We start from the raw sequence: 22062 nt of genomic DNA on the forward strand, positions 1-22062 counted from the left end.
CGCCCGTCGAGCCGCGCTGGCAGGATGGCTGCACCAGTACAACCACCACCGGCCCCACTCAGCCCTAGGTGGCCTCCCACCCATCACCCGGTTGGACAACCTGGCTGGACATCACAGCTAGGCGAGGGCGTATCGAGACGCGGTGAGACGAAGGCCCGGCGGTGAGTGGGCACGTGTCGGGCGTCTCGATACGTCGCTCGCTGCGCTCGCTCCTACTCGACGACCGGACGGCGCTGCGCTCGAGTAGCCCGAGCCGCTAGGCGAGGGCGTATCGAGACGCGGTGAGTCGAAGGCCCGACGGTGAGTAGGCACGGTTGGGCGTCTCGATACGTCGCTCGCTGCGCTCGCTCCTCCTCGACGACCGGAAGAGCGCCGCGCTTCCTTCGGTCGTCGAGTAGCCCGAGCCGCTAGGCGAGGGCGTATCGAGACGCGGTGAGTCGAAGGCTCGACGGCGAGTGGGCACGTGTCGGGCGTCTCGATACGTCGCTCGCTGCGCTCGCTCCTACTCGACGACCGGAAGAGCGCCGCGCTTCCTTCGGTCGTCGAGTAGCCCGAGCCGCTAGGCGAGGGCGTATCGAGACGCGGTGAGACGAAGGCCCGGCGGTGAGTGGGCACGTGTCGGGCGTCTCGATACGTCGCTCGCTGCGCTCGCTCCTACTCGACGACCGGACGGCGCTGCGCTCGCTCTCCTCCTCGACGACCGATAAGAGCGCCGCGCTTCCTTCGGTCGTCGAGTAGCCCGAGCCGCTAGGCGAGGGCGTATCGAGACGCGGTGAGACGAAGGCCCGACGGTGAGTGGGCACGTGTCGGGCGTCTCGATACGTCGCTCGCTGCGCTCGCTCCTACTCGACGACCGGAGTCGCTGCGCTCGCTCTACTCCTCGACGACCGGGAGCAGGCGCAGCCACGTCTCCGCGGTGCCGTCGTACGGCGCCACGCCCTGCTGCACGGCGGCCAGCACCGCGGCGGCGGACCGCTCGGCCATGGTCACGACCTCGGGCGGGTAGCCGAACGCCACTTGGTGCTCGGCGAACTCGTCCTCGTCGTCGACGTAGACGGTGCCGTCCTGCAGCTTGATCACGTCGAGGTCGAGGTCGACGGCGCGCAGCGTCGTGCCGTCCCAGGTGGGCGGGGTGGTCATGTCGACGTAGATCGCTGCCTTCGCGACCCGGTCGTTGAACGCGGCCAGGTGGGCGGCGCCGCCGGCGGGCACGACGACCACGCCGGTGAACTCGCCGACGAACTCCAGGCCCGGCCGGGAGTAGAACGTCCCCCTCGGGAAGCCGAGCCAGTCGCCGTGCTGGTCGGTGCCGAGGAAGACGCCGTCGTACTCCCAGTGCGGCCGGCCACCCCACTTCGTCATCACGACACGGATCGGCTCACCAGGGGTCACCCCCGCTGTCTATCAGAGGTCTGCAAGCATCGTCCGCATGGATTCCCGGCAGCTCGCGCAGGTGCTCGACCTGTGTCTCCGGGTGGGCGAGATGCTGCTGTCGAACGGCGCCGGCGCGGCCGACGTGACCGCGACCATGGACTCCGTCGCCCGCGCCTACGGCGTCCGCGCCCCACAGGTCGACGTCACCTTCACCTCGCTCGCGATGAGCGCGCAAGCGGCGCCGGACGAGCCGCCGCTGATCCAGATCCGCCAGGTCACGCAGCGCGAGATCGACTACGACGACCTCACCCGCGTCGACCACCTGGTCCGTGACGTGGTGGCGGGGCGGGTCGAGCTCAAGGACGCGCGCGGCAGCATCGCCCGGATCGCGAGCTCGGCGCACGCCCGGCCGCGCTGGGCGGCGATCCTCGGGTCCGGTGTCAGCTGCGCGGGCATCGCGCTGATGCTCGGTGGCGACGCGTTGGTGATCGCGGTCGCGTTCGTCGCCGCCGTGGCGATCGTGCGGCTCCAGCTCGCGATGGCGCGGCGCCGGATCCCGTACTTCTACCAGCAGGTCGCCGGCGGCGCGGTCGCCACCGTCATCGCCGCTGTGGTCACCTGGGCCTTCGAGTCGGTGGTGGAGGTCGACGCGTCGCTGGTCGTCACCGCGAACATCATCATGCTCCTGGCCGGCATCGGGTTCATGGGCGCCATCCAGGACGCGCTCTCCGGCTTCTACGTCACCGGTGGCGCCCGCATCCTCGAGGCGTTGCTGGCCACGGCCGGGATCATCGCCGGCGTCAGCGGCGGCATCAGCGTGGCGGCGGCGCTGCGCGTCGACCTGCCCTCGCTGGAGCCCGCGCGCTTCGACCTCACCTCGGTCAGCGCCGCGGCGGTCGGCGCCGGCATCGCGGCCGCCGCCTTCGCCTACGGCTCCTACGGTCCGAAACGCACCCTGCTGCCGCTGAGCCTGCTGGCCGCGTTCGCGACGGCGATCAGCCAGACCATCGACCTGCAGGACTTCGGCCGGCCGTGGGCGACCGGGATCGCGGCGTTCGCCGTCGGTCTGGTCAGCTACACGGTCGCGGGCCGGATCCGGGTGCCACCGTTGGTGATCGTCGTCCCCGCGATCGTGCCGATGCTGCCCGGTCTGTCCATCTACCGCGGGCTCTCCCTGCTCGGCGAAGCCGAGCGCGGCTTCGTCGCCGGCGGCCTGCTGGCGATGGTGACCGCCGCATCGGTCGCGATCGCGCTCGCGGCGGGCGTGATCCTGGGGGAGTACGTCGCCCAGCCGGTCAAGCGCGAGGCGCGCCGCGTGGAGAGCCGCCTGGCCGGGCCCCGCCTGGTCGGTGTGACCCGGATGAGGACCCGGCGCAACCGCGGGTCGGACGGCGCGCGCAGCGACTAGACGATCGTGGTCTTCTTCGGCAGCACCCGCTTGGACCCCATCGCGATGAGGTCCTGGTAGCGGGATCCGGTCAGCTTGCCGAAGTGGTGGATCAGGTGGGCGTCGATGCCGACCAGCACCCGGGCCTGGTTCTTGGTGATGCCCTTGACGATGATCGCGGCCGCCTTCTCCGGCGTCATCCGCGCGAGCTTCTCGTCGAACAGCTTCGCCGTCGCGGCCTTGTCCTCGTGGTCGGAGACCCGTGCGTTGCGGGCGATCGCGGTCTTGATGCCGCCGGGGTGGACGGCGGTCACACCGACCTGGTGCCCCGCGACGAGCATCTCCTCGCGGATCGCCTCGGTCATTCCGCGCACGGCGTACTTCGACGCGTTGTACATGCTCTGCCCCGGCATCGAGACCAGCCCGAACAGCGAGGAGATGTTGACCAGGTGGCCGTCGCCGGAGGCGATCAGGTGCGGCAGGAAGAACTTCGAGCCGTGGACGACGCCCCAGAAGTTGATGCCGATGATCCAGTCGATGTCCTTCATCTCCAGGTCGACGAAGTCGCCGGCCAGCGCCACGCCGGCGTTGTTGACGACCACGTTGACCCGGCCGAAGTGGGTGGCCACGTCGTCGGCGTACGCCGCGAACGCGTCGCGATCGGCGACGTCGAGCCGGTCGGTGCGGACCTCCTTGGCGCCCGCCTTGTCCGCCAGGGCCGCGGTCTCGGCGAGGCCGGCCTCGTCGACGTCGGAGATCGCGAGCAGCGCGCCCTTGCCCGCCACGTCGAGCGCCAGCGCTCGGCCGATGCCCGAGCCGGCTCCGGTGATGACGACGACCTTGTCCTTCAGGGACTTCATGCGAGCGCCTCCTCGGCGGTGGTGACACGGGGTGCGGGGGTGAGCGGTGCGACGTCGTACTTGTCGACGTCGAAGCGCGACAGGTGGCTGCGGAACGTGAACGTCTGGCCCGGCCAGAGCGTGGTGTTGTTGCCGAACTTGTCGAGGTACCAGCTGGCGCAGCCGCCGGTCGTCCAGACGGTCGGCTTCATCCGCTCCCGCATGGACGCGGTCCACTCGGCCTGCGCCTCGGCGCTCGGCTCGACGGTCGCGAGACCCTCGCGCCGCATCGTGCGGGCGGCGTCGACGATGTAGCGCACCTGCGACTCGATCATGAAGATCATCGACGAGTGACCGAGCGCGGTGTTGGGGCCGACGATCTGGAACAGGTTCGGGAAGCCGTGGATGGTGGTGCCCTTGTAGGCCGCCATCCCCTGCTCGTCCCAGACGTCCGCGAGCGTACGGCCGTCACGGCCGGTGATGTGCTGGGCGATGGGCGGCTCGGTGACGTAGAACCCGGTCGCGACGACGAGCACGTCGATCGGCCGCTCGGTGGTCCCTGAGCCTGTCGAAGGGTCGGCGGTCACGACCGCGTCGCCCGTGATCTTCGTGATCGGGTCGGTGACCAGGTCGACATTGTCGGCGGCGAGCGCGGGGTACCACGCGTTGGAGATGAGGATCCGCTTGCAACCGGCGCGGTAGGTCGGGGTCACCTTCTCGCGCAGGACGGGGTCGGAGATCGCCTTGGCGATGTTCTTCTTGCACTGCCGCTCGACGACCTGGAGCAGGGCGGGGAAGCGGGTGAACGCGGGGGCGCGGCCCTCGAGCTGGGCGTAGACGGCGGCGCGGGCGAGCCGCTGGGCGCCCGGCACGTGCCGGAAGACCGCCTTCTCGATGCCGGTGAAGCGGCGCTCGTTGCGGGGGATGACCCAATTCGGCGTGCGCTGGTAGACGTCGAGGTGACCGACCACCTTCTGCAGCTCGGGGACGAGCTGGATCGCCGACGCGCCGGTGCCGATCACGGCGACCCGCTTGCCCGCCAGGTCGACGTCGTGGTTCCAGCGGGCCGAGTGGAAGATCTCTCCCTGGAACGCATCGATGCCCTCGATCTCGGGCAGGCGCGGCTCGGAAAGGCCGCCGGAGCCGGAGATGATCGTGCGCGCGACGTACTCCCTGGACTCGCCGGTCGAGCTCGTCAAGACCCGGACCCGCCACCGCTGCGCGGCCTCGTCCCACGCGGCGTCGAGGACGGCGGTGTCGAAGACGAACCGGTCGAGGACGCCGGCCTCCTCGGCGACCCGCTTGGTGTACTCCCAGATCTCCTGCTGGGGGGAGTAGACCTTCGACCAATCGGGGTTGAGCGCGAACGAGTAGGAGTAGAGCTGGCTGGGGACGTCGCACTCCGCACCCGGGTAGGTGTTGATGTGCCAGGTGCCGCCGACGTCGCTGTCCTTCTCGACGACGACGAAGTCGCGCTCGCCCGCCTCCTGCAGCTTGATCGCCGCGGCGAGCCCGGCGAAGCCGGCGCCGACGATGAGGTGGTCGACCGCGGTCGCGGCGGTCCTCGGGGTGGTCTTCTCGGCCATGTCGTCGACCGTACTGGCGTTATTGAACGTTCGTCAATAGAGTGTCTGCGTGACCGCGACCACCCGCACCCGGCTCTCCCCGGACGAGCGCCGCGAGCAGCTGCTCGAGCTCGGGCTGCGTCTGTTCGCCGGCAGCTCGATCGACGAGATCTCCATCGACCGGCTCTCCGAGGAGGCTGGGATCTCGCGCGGGCTGCTCTACCACTACTTCGGCAGCAAGCAGGGCTTCCGGGAGGCGGTGGTGCAGCGGGCGGCCGACGACCTCGTGGCCCAGACGGCCCCGCCGGAGGGCGACGACCCGATCGCGAAGCTGCTGGCATCGCTGACGGCGTACGTCGACTACGTGATCGCCAACCACCAGGGCTACCGCTCGCTCGTGCTGGCCGCGGCGGGCGGCAACGAGGCGGTGCGCGCGATCTACGAGCGGGCCCGCACGCGGATGATCGACCGGACGTTCGAGACGCCGGGAGTCGAGGCGCTCCTCGTCGACACCCCGCGGACCCGGCTCGTCGTCCGCGGCTGGGTGGCCTTCGTCGAGGACACCGTCCTCACCTGGTGCGACGACGCCAACGGCGTGACCCGCGACGAGCTGGTACAGATCGTCACCGACGCGCTCCCGGCGCTGGTCGGCACCGCCGACTGACCGGCATTCGGGAGAAGGTCGGGATCCGGGCGGAACCCTCGACCCGGTGCCGGACATGACCGGGCATGCAGGCGACGAGGCTCGGGATCGACGAGAGTGAGGACGTGACCGACGACGACCTCGCCGCCCGGCTCCGGTCGGGCGACGTGGACGCGATGGGAGAGGTGTACGACCGGTTCGCGGACCGGGTCTACAACTTCTGCTTCCGTCGTACGGCGTCGTGGTCGGCGGCGGAGGACGCGATGGCGGCCGCCTTCCTCGAGGTCTGGCGCGTGCGCGCTCGCGCGACGGCGTACGACGGCACGCTCCTGCCCTGGCTCTACACGGTCGCCGGCAACGTCTGCCGCAACCAGCTGCGCAGTCAGCGCCGGCACGCGGCGCTGCGAGCCAAGCTGCACGTCGTCGAGGAGGACGTCCGCGTGGCCGACCACGCCGATGACGTCGCGGGCAGGGTCGACGACGAGCGGCGGATGGCCGAGCTGGTCGCCGCGGTGAGCCGGCTCGGCGAGCGCGACCGCGAGGTGCTGGTGCTCGTCGCCTGGGACGGCCTCACCTACGAGCAGGCCGCACAGGTGCTGGACGTCCCCGTCGGCACCGTCCGCAGCCGGCTGTCGCGCTCGCGCGGCCGGCTCGCCGAGCTGATGGACCGGACCGAGGAGGAGCGATGAACGAGCAGCACGTCCCCGAGCGGCGGTTGAGCGACGAGGCCAGGGCCCGGCGACGCACCGAGCTGATGGCGGCAGTCCGCGCGGACGACCGCCAGCCGCGACGGTGGGTGGCCCCGGTCGCGGCCGCTGCCGTGGTGGCCGGCCTGGTGGGCGGCGGCTACGCCGTGGGCCGGACGGGCGACGACGAGCCGGCGTCCACCAACCTCGACGTCGCCGGCAGCGGCAGTGCCTCGACGGCGTCCACCGGCCCTTCAGGTGCCCCGTCGCCCAGCTCCTCGGAGGACCCCGAGCCGGAGTGCGAGGCAACCACGCTCTCGCCCGAGCAGGAGATGCGCGAGCGGATGGAGGACCCGCTCTGGGAGGACCCGGTCATCGCGCCGGTGCTGCGGTCCTACCGCGACGTCCTGGTCCAGCACCTCGATCCGCAGGACGAGCACCTGGAGCGGAAGCCGTCGAACGTCCAGACCAGCGGCATCCCCGGGTGCGACTTCGACGCGCTCGGCACGAAGCTGGGCTGGAGCGTCCCCGGCGAGGGCGGGCTGGGCATGGTGCAGATCGAGGTCGGTACCTCCGCCCGCGGCAGCCAGGTCGAGCTCTCGTTCGGAGGCTGGCGGCAGGTCGACGAGCCACGGCTGCCGGACGGCGTGACCCGCGCCCGCGAGGTTCACAACGGCGACGTGACCGCCGTGCTCGTCGTACGCGACGACGGGGTGGCGGTCGGGATCATCGCCGACCCGCTGTTCGGCAACAACTCCACCACCGGCGTCACCGGCTTCGGGTTCGGGGTCGCCGACCTGCTGGCGGCAGCTGCGGACCCGGCGCTCGCCCTTCCGCAGTGACGGCTACGACAGCTAGTACTGCTACTTCGACGGCTGCGGGGTCTTGCAGTCGACCTTCGGGTTGACGCCCACGTAGTTCAGCGGTCCCGCCACGATCGTCAGCGCGGTGTCGGCGAACTCCCGGCAGCTGACGTCGTCGTCGGGGTCGAAGTAGTCCCGCTGGAACGCGGCGAGGACTCCGATCAGGAGCCAGATCACCACGATCGCCCCACCGATACCGCTGCCTCTGCGCATGGCCGTGACCTCCCTGTGTGGGGAGGGAGGTACCCCCGGCAGGGGCGGTCAGCCGGTCAGGACAGGACCCTTCGACAGGCTCAGGACAAGACCCTTCGACAGGCTCAGGACAAGACCCTCGACAGGCTCAGGACAAGACGGCGGCCAGCTGGTCGAGGCCCCAGTGCAGGTCCTCCTCGGAGATGACCAGCGGGGGAGCGAGTCGGATCGTCGAGCCGTGGGTGTCCTTCGCGAGGACGCCGCGCTCCATCAGCCGCTCGCAGACCTGACGACCGGTGCCGATGGCCGGGTCGATGTCGACGCCGGCCCACAGGCCGCGGGTGCGGAAGCTGACGACGCCGTTGCCGACGAGGGCGGCGAGCCGCTCGCGGAGGATCTCGCCGAGCTCCGTCGCCCGGTCCTGGAGCTCGCCGGTCGCGAGCATCTGCACGACCTCGTGGCCGACCGCGCAGGCGAGCGGGTTGCCGCCGAAGGTCGAGCCGTGCTGGCCGGGTTTGAGCACGCCGAGCACGTCGCGGTTGCCGACAACGGCCGACACCGGCACGATGCCGCCGCCGAGCGCCTTGCCGAGGATGTAGAGGTCGGGCACGACCCCCTCGTGGTCGCACGCGAACGTGCGGCCGGTGCGGCCGAGGCCCGCCTGGATCTCGTCCGCGGCGAAGAGCACGTTCTCGCGGGTGCAGATCTCGCGGACGTCGCGCAGGTAGCCCTCGGGCGGGATGATCACGCCGCCCTCGCCCTGGATCGGCTCGATCAGGACGGCCACCGTGTCGGGGGTGATCGCAGCCTCGAGCGCCGCGAGGTCGCCGTACTGCACCATGTCGAAGCCGGGCGCGAACGGGCCGAAGCCGTCGCGGGCGTCGGGGTCGTCGGAGAACCCGACGATCGTCGTGGTGCGGCCGTGGAAGTTGCCGGTCGCGACGACGATCCGGGCCTGGTCGGCCGGCACGCCCTTGACCTCGTAGCCCCACTTGCGGCTGACCTTGATCGCGGTCTCGACGGCCTCGGCGCCGGTGTTCATCGGGAGCACCAGCTCCTTGCCGCACAGGTCACCCAGGGCGGCGCAGAAGTCGGCGAACTCGTCGTGGATGAACGCCCGGCTGGTCAGCGTCAGCTTGTCGAGCTGGGCGTGCGCCGTCGCCAGGAGCCGCGGGTGGCTGTGACCGAAGTTGAGCGCGGAGTAGCCGGCGAGCAGGTCGAGGAACCGCTTGCCGTCGACGTCGGTCATCCACGCGCCCTCGCCGTGTGCGAGCACGACCGGCAGCGGGTGGTAGTTGTGGGCGGTGCGCGCCTCGGCGCGCTCGACCTCCAGCGACGTGGTCGGAGTCCCAGTGCCCGTCGTACCGGTGGTGATGCTCATGTCCCGCCTCCTTCTGCTGCGCTTGGTTCAAAGGTCTGCGAACTGTCTATCACGGATTGTCAGACAATCTGAAAACCCCGGTCCGAGTCGATCTGTTCGCATAGCCTGAAGCCGTCAGTGCAGCGGATTCGGGGGAACGGCAATGTGCACGACGAAGCGGGCACTCGTGGTGGTGGCGCTGATCGCGCTCGGCATGGGAGTGCTCACGGCGCCTGCACCCGCGTCGGTCGAGGACCGGGGCCTCCTGCAGGTGCCGGTCGAGATGTCAGTCGATCCCCTCGTCTTCTACCCAGCGCACGACGACTACCTCGACTACCTCGCCGTCAGGCTCTACGAGTCGCGTGACATCGACGAGACCATGCGGTCGATCGATTTCACGATCACGAACGAAGCCGGCGCGGTGGTCGTTGCCGAGAGGGGCAACACGACCCAGTTCTACCTCAACGACGAGCTTCACTTCGGATGGACCGGACATTACGGGTACACGGATCGCCTCTACCCGGAGGGGACCTACACCATCACGCTCACAGTCGTCGACCGCAACAATCGTCGCAAAGTGATGACCCAGGACGTCCGGCTCGATCCCGCGCGCTGGCGCACCAAGACATGGCGCCGGACCGTGAACGCAGCGGCCACCGTCATTGATCGGGATCGAGGAAAGTGCGGAGCGTTGAAGCGACCGGCCCGTCCGACGTGGTCCGGATCGCTGGGCTACCGCTCGCGCTCATGCGCGCGACGGCGCGAGTCCTACGCGGCCACCGCGAATGCGATCTACTTCCCGCGCGACCCGAACTGGAAGTGGGCGTCCGTCCGGCTCGACATCTTCGGTGGGAGCGCGCGGGGCCACCGCGGGTCGGAGATCGGCTATGCCTACCTCACCGACGAGGGGAAGTGGCTCACCGGCATGACAGCGGGATCCCGCGTTCGCCTGCACCGGGGCCATGAGCAGTACAAACGCCACTTCCTCGGTGTCGCAGACGGCAAGCCGCACTTCATCTGGAGCGCCGGCGTCGGCGGCGGGGCGAGCTATGACGTCAAGTCCTTCACCGTCGTCGCGACCTACCGGGTCTTCTCGTAGGGCAGGTCGGCAACCCGAACCGTCGTCAGTCCCGGCTCGGTGGCGAGCGAGACCGTGCCACCGTGTGCCGTGACGATCGCCCGGACCAGTGCGAGACCGAGGCCGAGGCCGCCCTCGCGGTGACGCGACGCGTCGCCGCGCGAGAACCGCTCGAACGCCACCGGCACCAGGTCCGGCGGGAAGCCCGGACCGTCGTCACGGACCTCGAACCCGTCGTCGCGTACGGCAACGGTCACGGTGGAGCCGGGCGGGGTGTACTTGCGGGCGTTGGTCAGCAGGTTGGTGACCACCTGGTGGAGTCGTGCACCGTCCCCGATCACCTCGACGGGTACCGCGTCGTCGGGCAGCTCCAGTCGCCAGCGGTGGTCGGGCGCGACCACCCGTGCGTCCTCGACTGCTTCCAGCAGCAGCCGGGTCAGGTCGACCGCCTCCTGCGCCAGCGGCCGGCCGCTGTCGAGCCGGGCCAGCAGCAGGAGGTCCTCGACCAGGGCGGTCATCCGCGCAGCCTCCTCCTCGACCTTGGCCAGCGCGGTCTCGGTGGCCTCGACGTCGCCACGCCGGCGGGCGAGCTCGGTGTAGCCGACGATCGTGGTGAGCGGGGTCCGCAGCTCGTGGCTCGCGTCGGCCACGAACTGCCGCACCTGCTGCTCGCTGCGGTGCCGGGCGTCGAGCGAGGACTCGACGTGCTGGAGCAGGGTGTTGAGCGCCTGACCGACCTGCCCCACCTCGGTGTCGGGGTCGGTGAGGTGGTCGGGGACCCGGGCCAGGGCGCCGACGGCGCCGGTGTCGAGGGGCTGCTCGGCCACCTCGTGCGCTGTCGCCGCCACGTCGGAGAGCGGCCGGAGCTGGCGTCGTACGACGAGGCTGCCGGCGATGCCCGCCAGCAGGACCGCCAGCGCGCCGAGGACCAGCTCCCAACGGACCAGCGACATGACGGCATCGTCGACGTTCTCGGTGGGGAGTCCGACCAGGGTGCAGTCCTGGTCGCTGAGAACGCGGTAACGCCCGTAGCCCTCGATCGCCACGGTGGCGGGTTGGTCTGTGCTCTCACGCAGTCCGAGCTCGTCGACCACTACACCGGGGACTTCCTCGACGGTGGCGCGGCCCGGGCCGTCGGCGGTGATGATCGTGCTGGGGCCGCAGTCGCCGAAGTTCACGGTCAGGGTGCCGACGCGTTGCCCGCGGATCCCGGCGAACTCCTCGTCGGGTGGCTGGTCCGGCAGCTCCGAGGGGCCGGGACCAGTGGCGCGGTCGAGCGTCTCTCGAAGCTCGCTGTCGAGCTGGTCGGTCAGGTAGTCGCGCATCGCGAAGGTCGTCGCCGCCGCGACGAGCACGGACGCCAGCGCCACCAGGGCGACTGTCGTCAGCACCAGCCGCGAGGTGAGCGTGCGGGGAGGACGCATCGTGGGGTCAGGCCGGCTTCAGCACGTACCCGGCGCCGCGCATGGTGTGGATCATCGGGTCCCGCCCGGCGTCGATCTTGCGCCGGAGGTAGGAGATGTACAGCTCCACGATGTTGGCCTGGCCGCCGAAGTCGTAGTTCCACACGCGGTCGAGGATCTGCGCCTTGCTCAGGACCCGCTTCGGGTTGCGCATCAGGAAGCGCAGCAGCTCGAACTCGGTCGCCGTCAGGTGGATCTCCTCGCCGGCGCGCACGACCTCGTGGGAGTCCTCGTCGAGGGTCAGGTCGCCGACAGCGAGCAGGCTGCTGCTCTGCGCGACGGCGAGCCCTGCGCGTCGTACCAGCGCCCGCAGCCGCGCCACCAGCTCCTCCAACGAGAACGGCTTGGTCACGTAGTCGTCCCCGCCCGCCGTCAGCCCGGCGACACGGTCCTCGACGGCGTCGCGAGCGGTGAGGAAGAGGACGGGTACGGCGGGCTCGGCCGCCCGGATGCGGCCCAGCACCTCGAGGCCGTCGAAGTCGGGCAACATCCAGTCGAGGACCACCGCGTCGGGGCGCTCGGCCTTCGCAGCGGCGACCGCCTTCGAGCCGGTGTGGGCGACGTCGACGGTCCAGCCCTCGTACCGCAGCGCCATCGCGATGAGCTCGGCGATGTTAACCTCGTCGTCGACGACGAGCACGCGCACCGGCGAGCCGTCCGGGCGGGTGAGGTCGTCGGGCTGGCTCATGCCCCTAGTCTGGCCGGACTGCCTGTGAGTCCGCTGTGAGGGCGGTGTGCGGACGAGGAGTGCCGGACGCGGCCGATCATGGGAAGTCGACGGGCTGCGCACAGGTGGGGCACAGCGTCCGGGTGCAGCGTGAACAACATGACTGATCACGACAACGTGAACGACCCTGCCGAGCCGACCGACGCGCCTCCGCCGCCGGTCGCACAACCTGCTGCTCCCACATCCGCCGCACCTGGGGCAGCCGACGCACCCGCCGTGGCGCCGCAGCCGCGCTGGCGCGACCGGGTCTTCCGGATGCGCGCCGTGGCCGCCGTCGCTGTCGCCGGCGTCATCCTCGGTGCCGCCGGGGGCGCCGCCACGACCGCGCTCGTGAGCGACTCCCACCCGGACCGGAGCGGCGAGCAACGCTTCGGCCCGATGTTCCACCCCGGGATGCCAGGTCTGCCGCCGGGCGGGCAGATGCGGTTCCCCGGCGACGAGTCCGACGGGCAGTCGTCCGACGACGAGCCTCTCCCCGCCGACCCGTCGTCGGAACCGTCGTCGTCCGAGTCGGCGAGCTAGCGGGGAAGCAGCGTCCCGAGCGGCCCGAGGTCGAGATTGAGGTCGTCGGCCGTGAGGTCGTAGCGCTCCTTGAGGTTCTCCATCGCCTCCTCGAGCTTCATCAGCCCCAGCCCGAGCGACTCGACCTGTTCGTCGGAGAGGTCGCCCTCGTCGACGCGGCGCAGGGCCTGCTTCTCCATCAGCTGCCGCACCAGCTCGACGATGGTCAGCACCAGCTTGAGCAGGTCGCGCTCGACGGACTCGGGATCGGTCTCGAGCCGCTGCGCCAGCTTGCTCCGCTCGCTCACAGGCCCATGTCCTCGCGCACGGAGCTGATCAGGGCGCGCAGGCTGATCTGCACCAGGTCGACGCCGGCGAGGCTGATGACGACGTCGCCGACGATGACCACCCCGGTGCCGAGCAGCCGGTCGAGCAGGTCGACGAGCGCGATGTCGCCGTACGCCTGCTCCTCGGCGAGGACGGTCACGGCTCCTCCACCGTGGCGAAGGAGTACGGCGGCCAAGGGCCCCCGCAGGCGATGTGAATGTCGGTCAGGGAGGCGACGAGCGCCGCGACCTGCTCGGCGAAGGCCGGGGCGTCCTCGGCGTCGACCAAGTAGGCGCCGTTGAGCAGCATCGTCGAGCTGACCCCGGACAGCTGCGGGTCCTGCGCGCGGAGATGGCGGGTGGCGACGGCGATCGCGCTGAGCTCGCCGTCGACCTGGCGGGCGGCGCGCATCGCGCGGGCCTCGGCCGTGCGCCGGCTCTCTGCGGCCGCCTTCTTGGCCCGGAGGTAGGCGGCTCCGCTGGTGACGACCGCCTCGCTGTCCTCGCGGACGGGGCCGGACGGCGTGGCGTAGACCTTGACGCTCCACTCCTGCCGACCCTCGACGCGCGACAGCGCCGCTGCGAGCGGGTCGTAGGCGAGCTCGAGCCGGTCGCGGACGCTGCGGTCGTCGAGGTAGATCGTGGCCATCCGCATCGGCGCGGTCGGCGCGTGCTGGGCGCAGGCCTGGACCACGGCGTCGTGGCGCCGAGCCGTCCGCTCGACCCAGTCGAGGCGCTCGAGGTTGGAGCGGAGGCCGGCCTCGCCGTACTCCTCGAGGTCGACGGCGCTCACCACCCCCTGCAGGTCGAGCACCTCGACGACCTCCAGCGGTGCCGGCCCGACCCCCTCGACCCGGGCCAGCACCGCAGGGTCCAAGCCGCGGCAGACGGCGTAGAGGTAGTAGCCCTGGTCACCCATGGCGCGCCTCCAGTGCCTCCAGCCGCTCGCGGAGCTCCTTGTTCTCCTGCTCCAGCTCGTCGCGCTTCCCCGAGAGCATCGGGTCGTTCTTCCACCAGTTGATGCCCATTTCCTCGGCCCGGTCGACCGAGGCGACCAGCAGCCGGATCTTGATCGTGAGCAGCTCGATGTCGAGCAGGTTCACCTGGATGTCGCCCGCGATGACGATGCCCTTGTCGAGCACCCGGTCGAGGACGTCGGCCAGCGACTGCGGCCCGGACGAGCGCTCGTAGGGTCCGGTGACCGACGAGGGTCCGGGCCGCTCCGGCGCGCGTGGTGACTCGGTCATCTCAATCTCCTTCGGTGCTGCCGCGGACGTAGCGGTGCAGCCGGCGGCAGCCGACCAGGTCGCCGTCGTCGTCGAGAGCCACCTCGTACGTCGCCAGGACGTCGGTCGTGCTCGGTACCCGCCGCAGCTCGACCACGTCGACAAGCACCGTCCACCGGTCCTCGTCCTTCTCCAGACCGATGACGGCCTCGGTCTCCCTGCCGGTCAGTCCCTGGACGTGGTGGCGGGCGCGCTTCACGGCTTCAGGGCCGGACACGGTCGGCTCCTTCCACCAGGCGCTCGAGGAGCTCGGACTCCCACCACGCCGCCTCCTCGTCGGTGAGCAGGCCGGCGCGGTGCTGCTCCTCGACGGTCTCCAGCTGACGCTTGATGACGGCGGGGTCGTAGTAGGCCGCCTCGGCCTGGCGCAGCACCTGCTCGCCGATCGCGACCGTGCCGCGCAGCGGTGCGAGCGGCAGGCCGAGGATGCCGGTGAGGATCCCCATCACGTCGTCCCGACGAAGTCGTACGGCGCCAGCGGGCCCACCAGCCGCAACCGGATCCGCTCGTGGACCGCCTCCGCGTAGGCCTCGAGCGTCTGCTCGAGCTCCTCGCGGCGGTCGTGGTCGACGAGCAGTGCGACCTCCACGACGTGGTCGAGGCCGGCCCCGCGCAGGGTGCGGTGCTCGACGGCCAGCGGCAGCACGGTGTCGAGCAGGTCCGCTGCGTCGTCCTGCCGGCGCCGGTCCACCGCCCGGGCGACGAGCTCGCCGAGCCGGATCCGGTCGGCCCACGACGCCTCTTCGGGCAGGCCGCGGGTCCGCTCGTTGAGGTCGCGGATCACCGGGTCGTCCGCGACGACCTCGGCCAGCACGACGTCCTCGACGTACCGCGCGCGCAGCGTCATCTGGCTGCGACCCTCGAGCGCGTCGAGCAGCTCGACGAGATCGGGCCGGTCGGCCAGCAGCACGTCGATCACGCTCGTCGCGTCCGGCAGTGCGGTGCCGAAACGCACCGGGACCACCGGGCCCGACACGGCGAGCCGGTCGAGCACCTGCTGGTAGGCCTGCAGGTCCGCCTTCCGCACGACGGGCCGGCTGACGTCGACGTCGCCGACGACCGCCATCACCTCGTCGTGCGCGACCGTGTGGATCACGGCACCGGCGACGCCGGGGATCTCGGGGACCTCGGCGTCGGCTCGCACCACGCCGTAGACGAACAGGGCGGTCTGCTCGACCTCCGTCGCGGTCACGACCGGCTCCGCGACGTACGACGCGAGGAGCTGCGGCTGCGCTGCTTCTCCTCGTTCTCGTCCTCGTCGGAGTCGTCGTCCTTGTCGCTGCCCGGCGTGAGCGCCTCCTTCACCCCGCTCAACGCGCCCTTGGTCTTCTTCTTGGCGCCGCCCTCACGCAGGCTGCTGAGCACGTCGTCGAGGTCCTGGCCCTCCGCCGTGCCCAGATCGAGGCGGTTGGTCGCCTCGGCGAAGCGCAGGTAGGTGTCGACGCTGGCGATCACGATCCGGGCGTCGATGGTGAGCAGCTCGATGCCGACGAGGGAGACCCGCACGTAGGCGTCGATCACGATGCCCTTGTCGAGGATGATCTCGATGACGTCGGCGAGACCGCTGGGTGCGGGCCGCTCCAGGTAGCCGCCGCCCTGCCGGCGGGATGTCGTCTGCACGGTCATCGCTCGTCCTCCTCGTACTCGTCGTCGATCTCGTCGGTGACGTCGTCGTCGGCGTACTCGTCCTCGTCGTCCTCGTCGTCCTCGTCGTCCTCGTCGTCCTCGTCGTCGTACTCGTCCTCGACGTCAGCGTCCTCGTCGTCCTCGTCCTCGTCGTCCTCCTGCTCGTCGTCCTCCTGCTCGTCGTCCTCCTGCTCGTCGTCCTCCTGCTCGTCGTCCTCCTGCTCGTCGTCCTCCTGCTCGTCGTACTCGTCCTCAACGTCGTCGTCAGCGTCCTCGTCCTCGTCGGACTCGTCGGACTCGTCGTCGTACTCGGACTCGTCGTCGTAATCGTCCTCGTCGTCGTCCTCGTCGTCCTCCTCGTCGTCGAGGTCGTCGTCGTCCTCGTCGTCGTACTCGTCCTCGACGTCGTCGTCGCCCTCGTCGTCGTACTCGTCCTCAGGCGCCTCGTCGGGCTCGTCCTCGTCGGCCTCGTCGGGACCCTGCACGACCTCGCCGTCCTCGATGACGCCGCGCCAGCCCTGGACAGAGTCCGGGTCGAGCACGGTGTGCGCCATCACGTGCCGGCGGAAGTGGAGGAGCTCGGCGCGGACCCGGCGCCCTTGCGCACGCCAGAGGTTCGCCGTGCGCTCGAAGAGCCCCTGGGGGTGGTACTCGAGCACGACGATGATCCGCGTCAGGTCCGGGGTGAGCTCGTGGAACGAGACCGCTCCGTCGACGTACCCCTTCTTGCCCTCGGACTTCCAGACGATGCGCTCCTCGGGCTGCTGCTCGAGGATCGTGGACTCCCACTCCCGGTGGGAGAGGAAGATCTGCGCCTTCCACTTGATCTTCTGGTCCTCCTCGGCGTGCGCTTTCTCGACCTTCTTCATGAAGGTGGGAAACGCGCCGAACTCGGTCCACTGGTCGTACGCGAGCGCGATCGGGACCCCGACGTCGATCTCCTCGAGGATCGTCGTCACCTTCGTCTCGCTGCCGCCGCCGTCGCCCCCGCCTCCGAGCCCGGGCACGACGTCCTTGACCTTGTCGACCGTCTTGGCCACCGCCCCGCCGACGCCGGCACCTGCCTTGAGCGCGCCGGGCGAGGGAGCTGCCTCCTTGACCTTCGACGCGGCGTCCTTCAGGCCGGTCTTCGGCAGGTGGAGACCGCCGTTCTCGGCCAATGACTCCATCTTCGAGGTCAGGTCGCCGACCTTGCCCTCGACGGCACCCATGGCGCGGTCCCCCAACGTGTCGAGGAGCGCCTTCGATGCGTCCTTGAGCCTGTCCTGAGCAGTGCTGGAAGCCATCGTCATCACCGCTTCGACGAGGCGGTCGACCTCGTGGACGAGCCGGACCTGCGGGACGAGCCCGACTTCCTGGCCGGACCGGACTTCTTGGCGGCGCTGGACTTCTTCGCCGGGCTCGACTTCTTCGCCGGACTCGACTTCTTGGCGGCGCTCGACTTCTTGGCGGCGCTCGACTTCTTGGCGGCGCTCGACTTCTTCGCCGGGCTCGACTTCTTCGCCGGGCTCGCCTTCTTGGCCGGGCTCGACTTCTGCGCCGATCCGGACTTCCTCGGCGAGCTGGACTTCTTCGCCGAACTGGTCCGCTTGCGCGACCGGTCGCCCGACGACCGGCTGCCGGAATCGCTCGACTCGTCGGTCTCGTCGGTCTCGTCGGTCTCGTCGGTCTCGTCGGCCTCGTCGGGTTCATCAGGCTCGTCGTCGTCGTCGCTGCTGCTCGCCCGGCCGTTCGCGCCACCGAGCTTCTCGGTCACCGCCTCGACCCGCGAGGCAGCGGTCGCCAGCGCCAGCTGCTTGGCTGCTCCCGTGAGTCGCTGGGCGACCTCGGGGTCGCCATCGCCGAGCTTGCTCGCGAGCGCCTTCGGGTCCGGTGCCAGCTTCTTGCCTGCGAGCAGACCGGCCATAGTCAGTGCGAGCTTGAGCTTTTTGGTCCGTCCGAGCAGGTAGCCGCCGGCAACCCCGGCAGCGATCTTTGCTGTGGAAATAGGCATGTCGATAGGCCGACGCCGTGCTCCCTCCCTGGAACAGCGGGCGACCTCTCCCTCCACGAGCGCAGTAACCATCCGGTGTGATCCCAAACACTTCCGGTGAGCGGTCGGGACCACCTGTGGTATTTGCGGTACGCGCTGTCCAAGGAAACCGAATGGCCGGTTCAGGGCGCACCAGGGAGAATGCCTCTGCCGTGAACATCACCTACCCGCCGGACCTGCCGGTCAGCGCCCGACGCGACGACATCGCGAAGGCGATCAACGACCACCAGGTCGTGATCGTGGCGGGGGAGACCGGGTCGGGGAAGACGACGCAGCTCCCGAAGATCTGCCTCGAGCTCGGTCGCGGCACACCGGGGGACGACGGTCGCCCGCGGATGATCGGGCACACCCAGCCGCGCCGGATCGCGGCACGGGCGGTGTCGGAGCGGATCGCCGAGGAGCTCGGGACCGAGCTCGGTGACCTGGTGGGCTACCAGGTCCGGTTCACGGACCGCACGTCGAAGACGAGCCGGGTCAAGGTCATGACCGACGGCATCCTGCTCGCCGAGCTGCAGCGCGACCGGATGCTCAAGCGGTACGACACGATCATCATCGACGAGGCGCACGAGCGCAGCCTCAACATCGACTTCCTGCTCGGCTACCTGCGCCAGCTGCTCCCCAAGCGACCCGACCTCAAGCTGATCATCACCAGCGCCACCATCGACCCCGAAAGGTTCGCCGAGCACTTCTCCGACAAGGACGGGAAGCCGGCGCCGATCGTCGAGGTCTCCGGCCGCACCTACCCCGTCGAGGTCCGCTACCGGCCGCTCGTCGAGCTGCCGGAGGAGGACGAGGAAGGAGAGCCGATCGTCCGGGACCAGACCGAGGCGATCGTTGAGGCGGTCAAGGAGCTCTCGGCCGAGGGACCCGGCGACGTGCTCGTGTTCCTTCCCGGCGAGCGCGAGATCCGCGACACGGCCGAGGCGCTCCAGGGTCTCGACAAGCTCGACCACCGCGGCGCGGTGCCCGGCGTCGACGTACTCCCTCTCTACTCGCGGCTGTCGGCCGCCGAGCAGCACCGCGTCTTCGCGCCGGCGCGCGACTCCCGTCGCCGGGTGGTGCTCGCGACCAACGTCGCGGAGACCTCGCTGACCGTGCCCGGCATCCGTTACGTCGTCGACACGGGCGTCGCGCGCATCTCGCGGTACTCCTCGCGGACCAAGGTGCAGCGACTGCCGATCGAGCCGATCAGCCAGGCGTCGGCCAACCAGCGGTCGGGACGGTGCGGGCGGGTCGCGGCGGGCATCGCGATCCGCCTCTACAGCGAGGAGGACTTCGAGGGCCGGCCGGAGTTCACCGATCCCGAGATCCTGCGGACCAACCTCGCCTCGGTCATCCTCCAGATGACCTCGCTCGGACTCGGCGACGTGGGCCGGTTCCCCTTCGTCGAGCCGCCGGACAGGCGCAACATCCAGGCCGGCCAGCAGCTGCTCGAGGAGCTCGGCGCGCTCGCCACGAGCAACGACTCGTCCCGCCACGAGGGACGATTCGACCGGCCACGAGACAGGAATCAACGACTCACGAAGGTCGGGCAGCGGTTGGCGCGGCTACCGATCGACCCGCGACTCGGGCGGATGCTGCTGGAGGCGGAGCGGCTCGGGTGCGTGCGGGACGTGCTGGTCATCGTGGCGGCGCTGTCGCTGCAGGACCCGCGGGAGCGGCCGGGCGCGGACCAGCCGGCGGAGCAGGCGCGGGCCGACCAGGCGCACGCCCGGTTCAAGGCCGAGGGCTCGGACTTCCTGACCTGGCTCAACCTCTGGCGCTACCTCAAGCAGCAGCAGCGCGAGCTGTCCGGCAGCGCGTTCCGGCGGATGTGCAAGCGCGAGTACCTCCACTACCTGCGGGTCCGCGAGTGGCAGGAGTTCCAGAGCCAGCTGCGGCAGGTCGCCAAGGAGATGGGCCTGCGGATCGAGAAGGGCGAGGGCGAGCCCGACGCCGACGGCATCCACCAGGCGCTGCTGTCCGGGCTGCTGAGCCACGTCGGCCTGCTGGAGGAGCGGGAGAAGGTCTCGACAGGCTCGACCAACAAGGGCCGGGCGGACCGGAGGCGGCCGGGGCCGCGGGAGTACCTCGGTGCCCGCGGCGCGAAGTTCGCGATCTTCCCCGGCAGCGGACTGGCCCGGAAGAACCCGCAGTTCCTGATGGCCTTCGAGCTGGTCGAGACCGGACGGCTCTGGGCCCGCCAGAACGCCGCCATCGAGCCAGAGTGGGCCGAGCGGCTCGGCGCCCACCTCGTGAAGCGGACCTACTCCGAGCCGCACTGGTCGCAGAAGCGGCAGGCGGTGATGGCCCGCGAGCGGGTGACGCTGTACGGCGTGCCGCTGGTCGCGGACCGGCTGATCTCCTTCGGCAAGGTCGACCGCGCCCTCGCCCGCGAGATCTTCATCCGGCACGCCCTGGTCTACGGCGAGTGGTCGACCCGGCATCAGTTCTTCCACGACAACCGCAGGCTGCTCCAGCAGGTCGAGGAGCTCGAGCACCGCGCCCGCCGCCGCGACCTGGTCGTCGACGAGCACACGCTCTTCGATTTCTACGACGCGCGGGTCGGCGCCGAGGTGGTCAGCGGCGCGCACTTCGACCAGTGGTGGAAGCAGGCACGTCGGGAGCGCCCGGACCTGCTGACGTTCGACCCCGCGATGCTCACCCACGACGCGGCGGCCGAGGTCACCGAGCAGGACTACCCGGAGCAGTGGGTGGGTGACGGCGGGCTGACGTTCGACCTCAGCTACCACTTCGAGCCGGGCGCCGCCGACGACGGCATCACGGTCGACGTGCCGGTGGCCGTGCTGAACCGGGTCGGCGACGAGGACTTCTCCTGGAACGTCCCGGGCCTGCGCGAGGAGCTGGTCACCGAGCTGCTCCGGAGCTTGCCGAAGCAGCTGCGGGTGAACTTCGTCCCGGCGCCCAACACCGCGCGCCAGTTCCTCGCCCAGGTCCCGGCGGGCGAGGAGTCCCTCCTGGACGCCCTCGAGCGCTACCTGCGGTCCACCACTGGTGTCCACGTCCCTCGCGAGGCCTGGGACCTGGGCTCCCTCGCCCCGCACCTGCGCCCGACCTACCGGGTCGTCGACGAGAAGGGCCGCGAGCAGGCCCGCGGCAAGGACCTGACCGCGCTCAAGGCTCCGCTGCAGCCGCGGTTCGAGAAGGCGATGGCCGAGGTGGCCGCCGACAGCGGGGTCGCCCGCACCGGCGAGACCTCCTGGGTGTTCGGCAAGATCGAGCGGACGGCGACCTGGACCCGGGCCGGCCACGAGGTCGAGGCCTTCCCCGGGCTGGTCGACGAGGGTGAAACCGTCGGCCTCCAGGTCTTCGGGTCCGCGGAGGAGCGCGATGCCCGGCACCGGCTCGGGCTGGTCCGGCTGGTCCTCCTGGGTCTCGACGGCGACGGTCGCGTCGACCCGAACGACCTCTCCAACGAGGAGAAGCTGCGGCTGGCCGGCACGTCGTACTCCTCCGTGCAGGCGCTGCTCGCCGACTGCCTGCGGGCGGTGGTCGTCGACGCCGTCGACGCCGCGCAGCAGCAGGAGATCCTCCGCACTCAGCAGGAGTACGACGCGCTGCTGGCCTCGCTCCGGGCGGATGCGGCCGGCAGCGTCCGGGCGCTCCTGCCCGACCTGTTCCGGGTGCTCGACGGACACCGCGAGACCGACCGGCTGCTGAGCGGGCGTGCCGAGCTGGCGCTGCTGCCGGCGCTGAGCGACATGCAGGCCCAGCTCGCGCGGCTGGTGCCCGAGGGGTTCGTCGGCGAGGCGGGCGCCGCCCAGCTGCGCCGCTACCCCGTCTACCTCGCCGCGATCCGCCGTCGCCGCGAGCAGCTCGGTGAGGGCGGCCTGGCCGTCGCCCGCGACCGCGACCGGCTCGACCGCGTGCAGCCGCTCCAGGAGGCCTACCTGCACCGGATCGAGGCCCTCCCCGCTGGCCGCCCGCCCGGCTCCGCCCTGCGCCAGGTGCGCTGGCAGCTCGAGGAGTTCCGCGTCTCCCTCTGGGCGCCGCAGCTCGGCACCGCCGGCAAGGTCAGCGACGTCCGGATCCGCAAGCTGCTCGAGGCCTGAACCGGCGATAGTCCCTGACGAAAAGCACCTGAACTCGGCCGCCGGAGGTGCTTTTCGTCAGG

General features: G+C 70.6%; 25 protein-coding genes. 8 read left to right on the plus strand and 17 right to left on the minus strand.

Features of this window, described 5'->3' with window-relative positions; all coding sequences use genetic code 11:
- Nucleotides 1-121 (plus strand): integrase core domain-containing protein (locus tag DJ010_RS13375; protein ID WP_146207348.1); only part of this gene is annotated, 121 nt, incomplete at its 5' end.
- A gap of 752 nt (nucleotides 122-873) precedes the next feature.
- On the opposite strand, the gene DJ010_RS13380 is transcribed toward DJ010_RS13375, so the two are convergent.
- Nucleotides 874-1392: a ribonuclease FAU-1 family protein gene (locus tag DJ010_RS13380; protein ID WP_109694566.1), complete on the minus strand. Its 519-nt coding sequence runs from the start codon at nucleotides 1390-1392 to the stop codon at nucleotides 874-876.
- Nucleotides 1393-1429: 37 nt separating this feature from the next.
- On the opposite strand from DJ010_RS13380, the gene DJ010_RS13385 reads away from it, so the two are divergent.
- A complete protein-coding gene (locus DJ010_RS13385; protein WP_109694568.1) occupies nucleotides 1430-2782 on the plus strand; it encodes a threonine/serine exporter family protein in 1353 nt (450 codons plus the stop codon).
- Here DJ010_RS13385 and DJ010_RS13390 read toward each other — a convergent pair.
- Together DJ010_RS13390 and DJ010_RS13395 are read right to left on the minus strand one after the other, a co-directional pair.
- Nucleotides 2779-3621 (minus strand): SDR family NAD(P)-dependent oxidoreductase, encoded by an 843-nt coding sequence (locus DJ010_RS13390; RefSeq protein ID WP_109694570.1) that lies wholly within the window; start codon nucleotides 3619-3621, stop codon nucleotides 2779-2781. The two genes, DJ010_RS13385 and DJ010_RS13390, sit on opposite strands and share 4 nt — an antisense overlap.
- On the minus strand, nucleotides 3618-5186 hold the full coding sequence (locus DJ010_RS13395; protein ID WP_109694572.1) for a flavin-containing monooxygenase: 1569 nt from the start codon (nucleotides 5184-5186) through the stop codon (nucleotides 3618-3620). Before DJ010_RS13395 ends, DJ010_RS13390 begins: the two co-directional genes overlap by 4 nt.
- 49 nt (nucleotides 5187-5235) lie before the next feature.
- Between DJ010_RS13395 and DJ010_RS13400 the strand changes: the two genes are divergently transcribed.
- The 3 genes from DJ010_RS13400 to DJ010_RS13410 all read left to right on the plus strand — a co-directional run bounded on the left by DJ010_RS13400 (nucleotide 5236) and on the right by DJ010_RS13410 (nucleotide 7336).
- Complete coding sequence (locus DJ010_RS13400; RefSeq protein WP_109694574.1) at nucleotides 5236-5829, plus strand: TetR/AcrR family transcriptional regulator; 594 nt, start codon at nucleotides 5236-5238, stop codon at nucleotides 5827-5829.
- Nucleotides 5830-5933: 104 nt separating this feature from the next.
- Nucleotides 5934-6497, plus strand: a complete 564-nt coding sequence (locus DJ010_RS13405; RefSeq protein WP_158283017.1) for an RNA polymerase sigma factor — start codon at nucleotides 5934-5936, stop codon at nucleotides 6495-6497.
- Entirely contained in the window at nucleotides 6494-7336 is an 843-nt protein-coding gene (locus DJ010_RS13410; RefSeq protein WP_109694579.1) for a hypothetical protein, read from the plus strand. Before DJ010_RS13405 ends, DJ010_RS13410 begins: the two co-directional genes overlap by 4 nt.
- Before the next feature lie 21 nt (nucleotides 7337-7357).
- Here the strand turns inward: DJ010_RS13410 and DJ010_RS13415 are convergent, their stop codons facing one another.
- Both DJ010_RS13415 and rocD read right to left on the minus strand, forming a co-directional pair.
- Nucleotides 7358-7570: a hypothetical protein gene (locus DJ010_RS13415; RefSeq protein WP_109694581.1), complete on the minus strand. Its 213-nt coding sequence runs from the start codon at nucleotides 7568-7570 to the stop codon at nucleotides 7358-7360.
- A 127-nt stretch (nucleotides 7571-7697) separates the two neighbouring features.
- On the minus strand, nucleotides 7698-8930 hold the full coding sequence (gene rocD / locus DJ010_RS13420; RefSeq protein ID WP_109694583.1) for an ornithine--oxo-acid transaminase: 1233 nt from the start codon (nucleotides 8928-8930) through the stop codon (nucleotides 7698-7700).
- Nucleotides 8931-9096: 166 nt separating this feature from the next.
- Here rocD and DJ010_RS13425 point away from each other — a divergent pair, with 166 nt between their 5' ends.
- The gene (locus DJ010_RS13425) at nucleotides 9097-10008 is read left to right on the plus strand and encodes a hypothetical protein (protein WP_146207349.1); all 912 of its coding nucleotides are present in this window, start codon (nucleotides 9097-9099) and stop codon (nucleotides 10006-10008) included.
- Here DJ010_RS13425 and DJ010_RS13430 read toward each other — a convergent pair.
- On the minus strand, nucleotides 9990-11378 hold the full coding sequence (locus DJ010_RS13430; RefSeq protein WP_245927548.1) for a sensor histidine kinase: 1389 nt from the start codon (nucleotides 11376-11378) through the stop codon (nucleotides 9990-9992). The genes DJ010_RS13425 and DJ010_RS13430 overlap by 19 nt on opposite strands.
- Nucleotides 11379-11418: 40 nt before the next feature.
- The gene (locus DJ010_RS13435; RefSeq protein ID WP_109694589.1) at nucleotides 11419-12138 is read right to left on the minus strand and encodes a response regulator transcription factor; all 720 of its coding nucleotides are present in this window, start codon (nucleotides 12136-12138) and stop codon (nucleotides 11419-11421) included.
- Between the two features lie 138 nt (nucleotides 12139-12276).
- Between DJ010_RS13435 and DJ010_RS13440 the strand changes: the two genes are divergently transcribed.
- Nucleotides 12277-12699 carry a hypothetical protein gene (locus tag DJ010_RS13440; RefSeq protein ID WP_146207350.1) on the plus strand — a complete coding sequence of 141 codons (423 nt, stop codon included), beginning with the start codon at nucleotides 12277-12279 and terminating at the stop codon, nucleotides 12697-12699.
- On the opposite strand, the gene DJ010_RS13445 is transcribed toward DJ010_RS13440, so the two are convergent.
- Genes DJ010_RS13445 through DJ010_RS22110 form a run of 10 tightly spaced genes read right to left on the minus strand, consistent with a single transcriptional unit; the run spans nucleotide 12696 to nucleotide 17909 of the window.
- Nucleotides 12696-12986, minus strand: a complete 291-nt coding sequence (locus tag DJ010_RS13445; protein ID WP_109694593.1) for a gas vesicle protein K — start codon at nucleotides 12984-12986, stop codon at nucleotides 12696-12698. The genes DJ010_RS13440 and DJ010_RS13445 overlap by 4 nt on opposite strands.
- Nucleotides 12983-13165, minus strand: a complete 183-nt coding sequence (gvpJ, locus tag DJ010_RS13450) for a gas vesicle protein GvpJ (protein ID WP_109694596.1) — start codon at nucleotides 13163-13165, stop codon at nucleotides 12983-12985. The genes DJ010_RS13445 and gvpJ (DJ010_RS13450) overlap by 4 nt, the downstream gene beginning before the upstream one ends.
- Nucleotides 13162-13923, minus strand: coding sequence for a GvpL/GvpF family gas vesicle protein (locus DJ010_RS13455; RefSeq protein ID WP_109694598.1), 762 nt, complete (start codon nucleotides 13921-13923; stop codon nucleotides 13162-13164). The genes gvpJ (DJ010_RS13450) and DJ010_RS13455 overlap by 4 nt, the downstream gene beginning before the upstream one ends.
- Nucleotides 13916-14251 carry a gas vesicle protein gene (locus tag DJ010_RS13460; protein ID WP_109694600.1) on the minus strand — a complete coding sequence of 112 codons (336 nt, stop codon included), beginning with the start codon at nucleotides 14249-14251 and terminating at the stop codon, nucleotides 13916-13918. Before DJ010_RS13460 ends, DJ010_RS13455 begins: the two co-directional genes overlap by 8 nt.
- 1 nt (nucleotide 14252) lies before the next feature.
- Nucleotides 14253-14507, minus strand: a complete 255-nt coding sequence (locus tag DJ010_RS13465; RefSeq protein ID WP_109694602.1) for a gas vesicle protein GvpO — start codon at nucleotides 14505-14507, stop codon at nucleotides 14253-14255.
- On the minus strand, nucleotides 14494-14736 hold the full coding sequence (locus DJ010_RS13470) for a gas vesicle protein GvpG (RefSeq protein ID WP_109694604.1): 243 nt from the start codon (nucleotides 14734-14736) through the stop codon (nucleotides 14494-14496). The genes DJ010_RS13465 and DJ010_RS13470 overlap by 14 nt, the downstream gene beginning before the upstream one ends.
- Nucleotides 14736-15482 carry a GvpL/GvpF family gas vesicle protein gene (locus tag DJ010_RS13475; RefSeq protein WP_109694606.1) on the minus strand — a complete coding sequence of 249 codons (747 nt, stop codon included), beginning with the start codon at nucleotides 15480-15482 and terminating at the stop codon, nucleotides 14736-14738. The genes DJ010_RS13470 and DJ010_RS13475 overlap by 1 nt, the downstream gene beginning before the upstream one ends.
- The gene (gene gvpJ, locus DJ010_RS13480; RefSeq protein ID WP_109694608.1) at nucleotides 15479-15916 is read right to left on the minus strand and encodes a gas vesicle protein GvpJ; all 438 of its coding nucleotides are present in this window, start codon (nucleotides 15914-15916) and stop codon (nucleotides 15479-15481) included. Before gvpJ (DJ010_RS13480) ends, DJ010_RS13475 begins: the two co-directional genes overlap by 4 nt.
- Complete coding sequence (locus DJ010_RS22470; RefSeq protein ID WP_158283018.1) at nucleotides 15913-17202, minus strand: SRPBCC family protein; 1290 nt, start codon at nucleotides 17200-17202, stop codon at nucleotides 15913-15915. The genes gvpJ (DJ010_RS13480) and DJ010_RS22470 overlap by 4 nt, the downstream gene beginning before the upstream one ends.
- A 5-nt stretch (nucleotides 17203-17207) precedes the next feature.
- Nucleotides 17208-17909: a hypothetical protein gene (locus DJ010_RS22110; protein ID WP_158283019.1), complete on the minus strand. Its 702-nt coding sequence runs from the start codon at nucleotides 17907-17909 to the stop codon at nucleotides 17208-17210.
- 152 nt (nucleotides 17910-18061) lie between these two features.
- On the opposite strand from DJ010_RS22110, the gene hrpA reads away from it, so the two are divergent.
- Nucleotides 18062-22000 carry an ATP-dependent RNA helicase HrpA gene (gene hrpA / locus DJ010_RS13495; protein ID WP_109694614.1) on the plus strand — a complete coding sequence of 1313 codons (3939 nt, stop codon included), beginning with the start codon at nucleotides 18062-18064 and terminating at the stop codon, nucleotides 21998-22000.
- Nucleotides 22001-22062: the final 62 nt, after the last annotated feature.

Source organism: Nocardioides silvaticus, from assembly GCF_003160695.1.
Taxonomy (GTDB): domain Bacteria; phylum Actinomycetota; class Actinomycetes; order Propionibacteriales; family Nocardioidaceae; genus Nocardioides; species Nocardioides silvaticus.

Excerpts from the sequence above, each read along its gene's own strand:
- DJ010_RS13385 (WP_109694568.1), top strand. The coding sequence starts at position 1,430 with ATGGATTCCCGGCAGCTCGCGCAGGTGCTCGACCTGTGTCTCCGGGTG.
- DJ010_RS13390 (WP_109694570.1), bottom strand. The coding sequence starts at position 3,621 with ATGAAGTCCCTGAAGGACAAGGTCGTCGTCATCACCGGAGCCGGCTCG.
- DJ010_RS13395 (WP_109694572.1), bottom strand. The coding sequence starts at position 5,186 with ATGGCCGAGAAGACCACCCCGAGGACCGCCGCGACCGCGGTCGACCAC.
- DJ010_RS13410 (WP_109694579.1), top strand. The coding sequence starts at position 6,494 with ATGAACGAGCAGCACGTCCCCGAGCGGCGGTTGAGCGACGAGGCCAGG.
- DJ010_RS13415 (WP_109694581.1), bottom strand. The coding sequence starts at position 7,570 with ATGCGCAGAGGCAGCGGTATCGGTGGGGCGATCGTGGTGATCTGGCTC.
- rocD (WP_109694583.1), bottom strand. The coding sequence starts at position 8,930 with ATGAGCATCACCACCGGTACGACGGGCACTGGGACTCCGACCACGTCG.
- DJ010_RS13435 (WP_109694589.1), bottom strand. The coding sequence starts at position 12,138 with ATGAGCCAGCCCGACGACCTCACCCGCCCGGACGGCTCGCCGGTGCGC.
- DJ010_RS13440 (WP_146207350.1), top strand. The coding sequence starts at position 12,277 with ATGACTGATCACGACAACGTGAACGACCCTGCCGAGCCGACCGACGCG.
- DJ010_RS13455 (WP_109694598.1), bottom strand. The coding sequence starts at position 13,923 with ATGGGTGACCAGGGCTACTACCTCTACGCCGTCTGCCGCGGCTTGGAC.
- DJ010_RS13460 (WP_109694600.1), bottom strand. The coding sequence starts at position 14,251 with ATGACCGAGTCACCACGCGCGCCGGAGCGGCCCGGACCCTCGTCGGTC.
- DJ010_RS13470 (WP_109694604.1), bottom strand. The coding sequence starts at position 14,736 with ATGGGGATCCTCACCGGCATCCTCGGCCTGCCGCTCGCACCGCTGCGC.
- gvpJ (WP_109694608.1), bottom strand. The coding sequence starts at position 15,916 with ATGACCGTGCAGACGACATCCCGCCGGCAGGGCGGCGGCTACCTGGAG.
- DJ010_RS22470 (WP_158283018.1), bottom strand. The coding sequence starts at position 17,202 with ATGGCTTCCAGCACTGCTCAGGACAGGCTCAAGGACGCATCGAAGGCG.
- DJ010_RS22110 (WP_158283019.1), bottom strand. The coding sequence starts at position 17,909 with ATGCCTATTTCCACAGCAAAGATCGCTGCCGGGGTTGCCGGCGGCTAC.
- hrpA (WP_109694614.1), top strand. The coding sequence starts at position 18,062 with ATGGCCGGTTCAGGGCGCACCAGGGAGAATGCCTCTGCCGTGAACATC.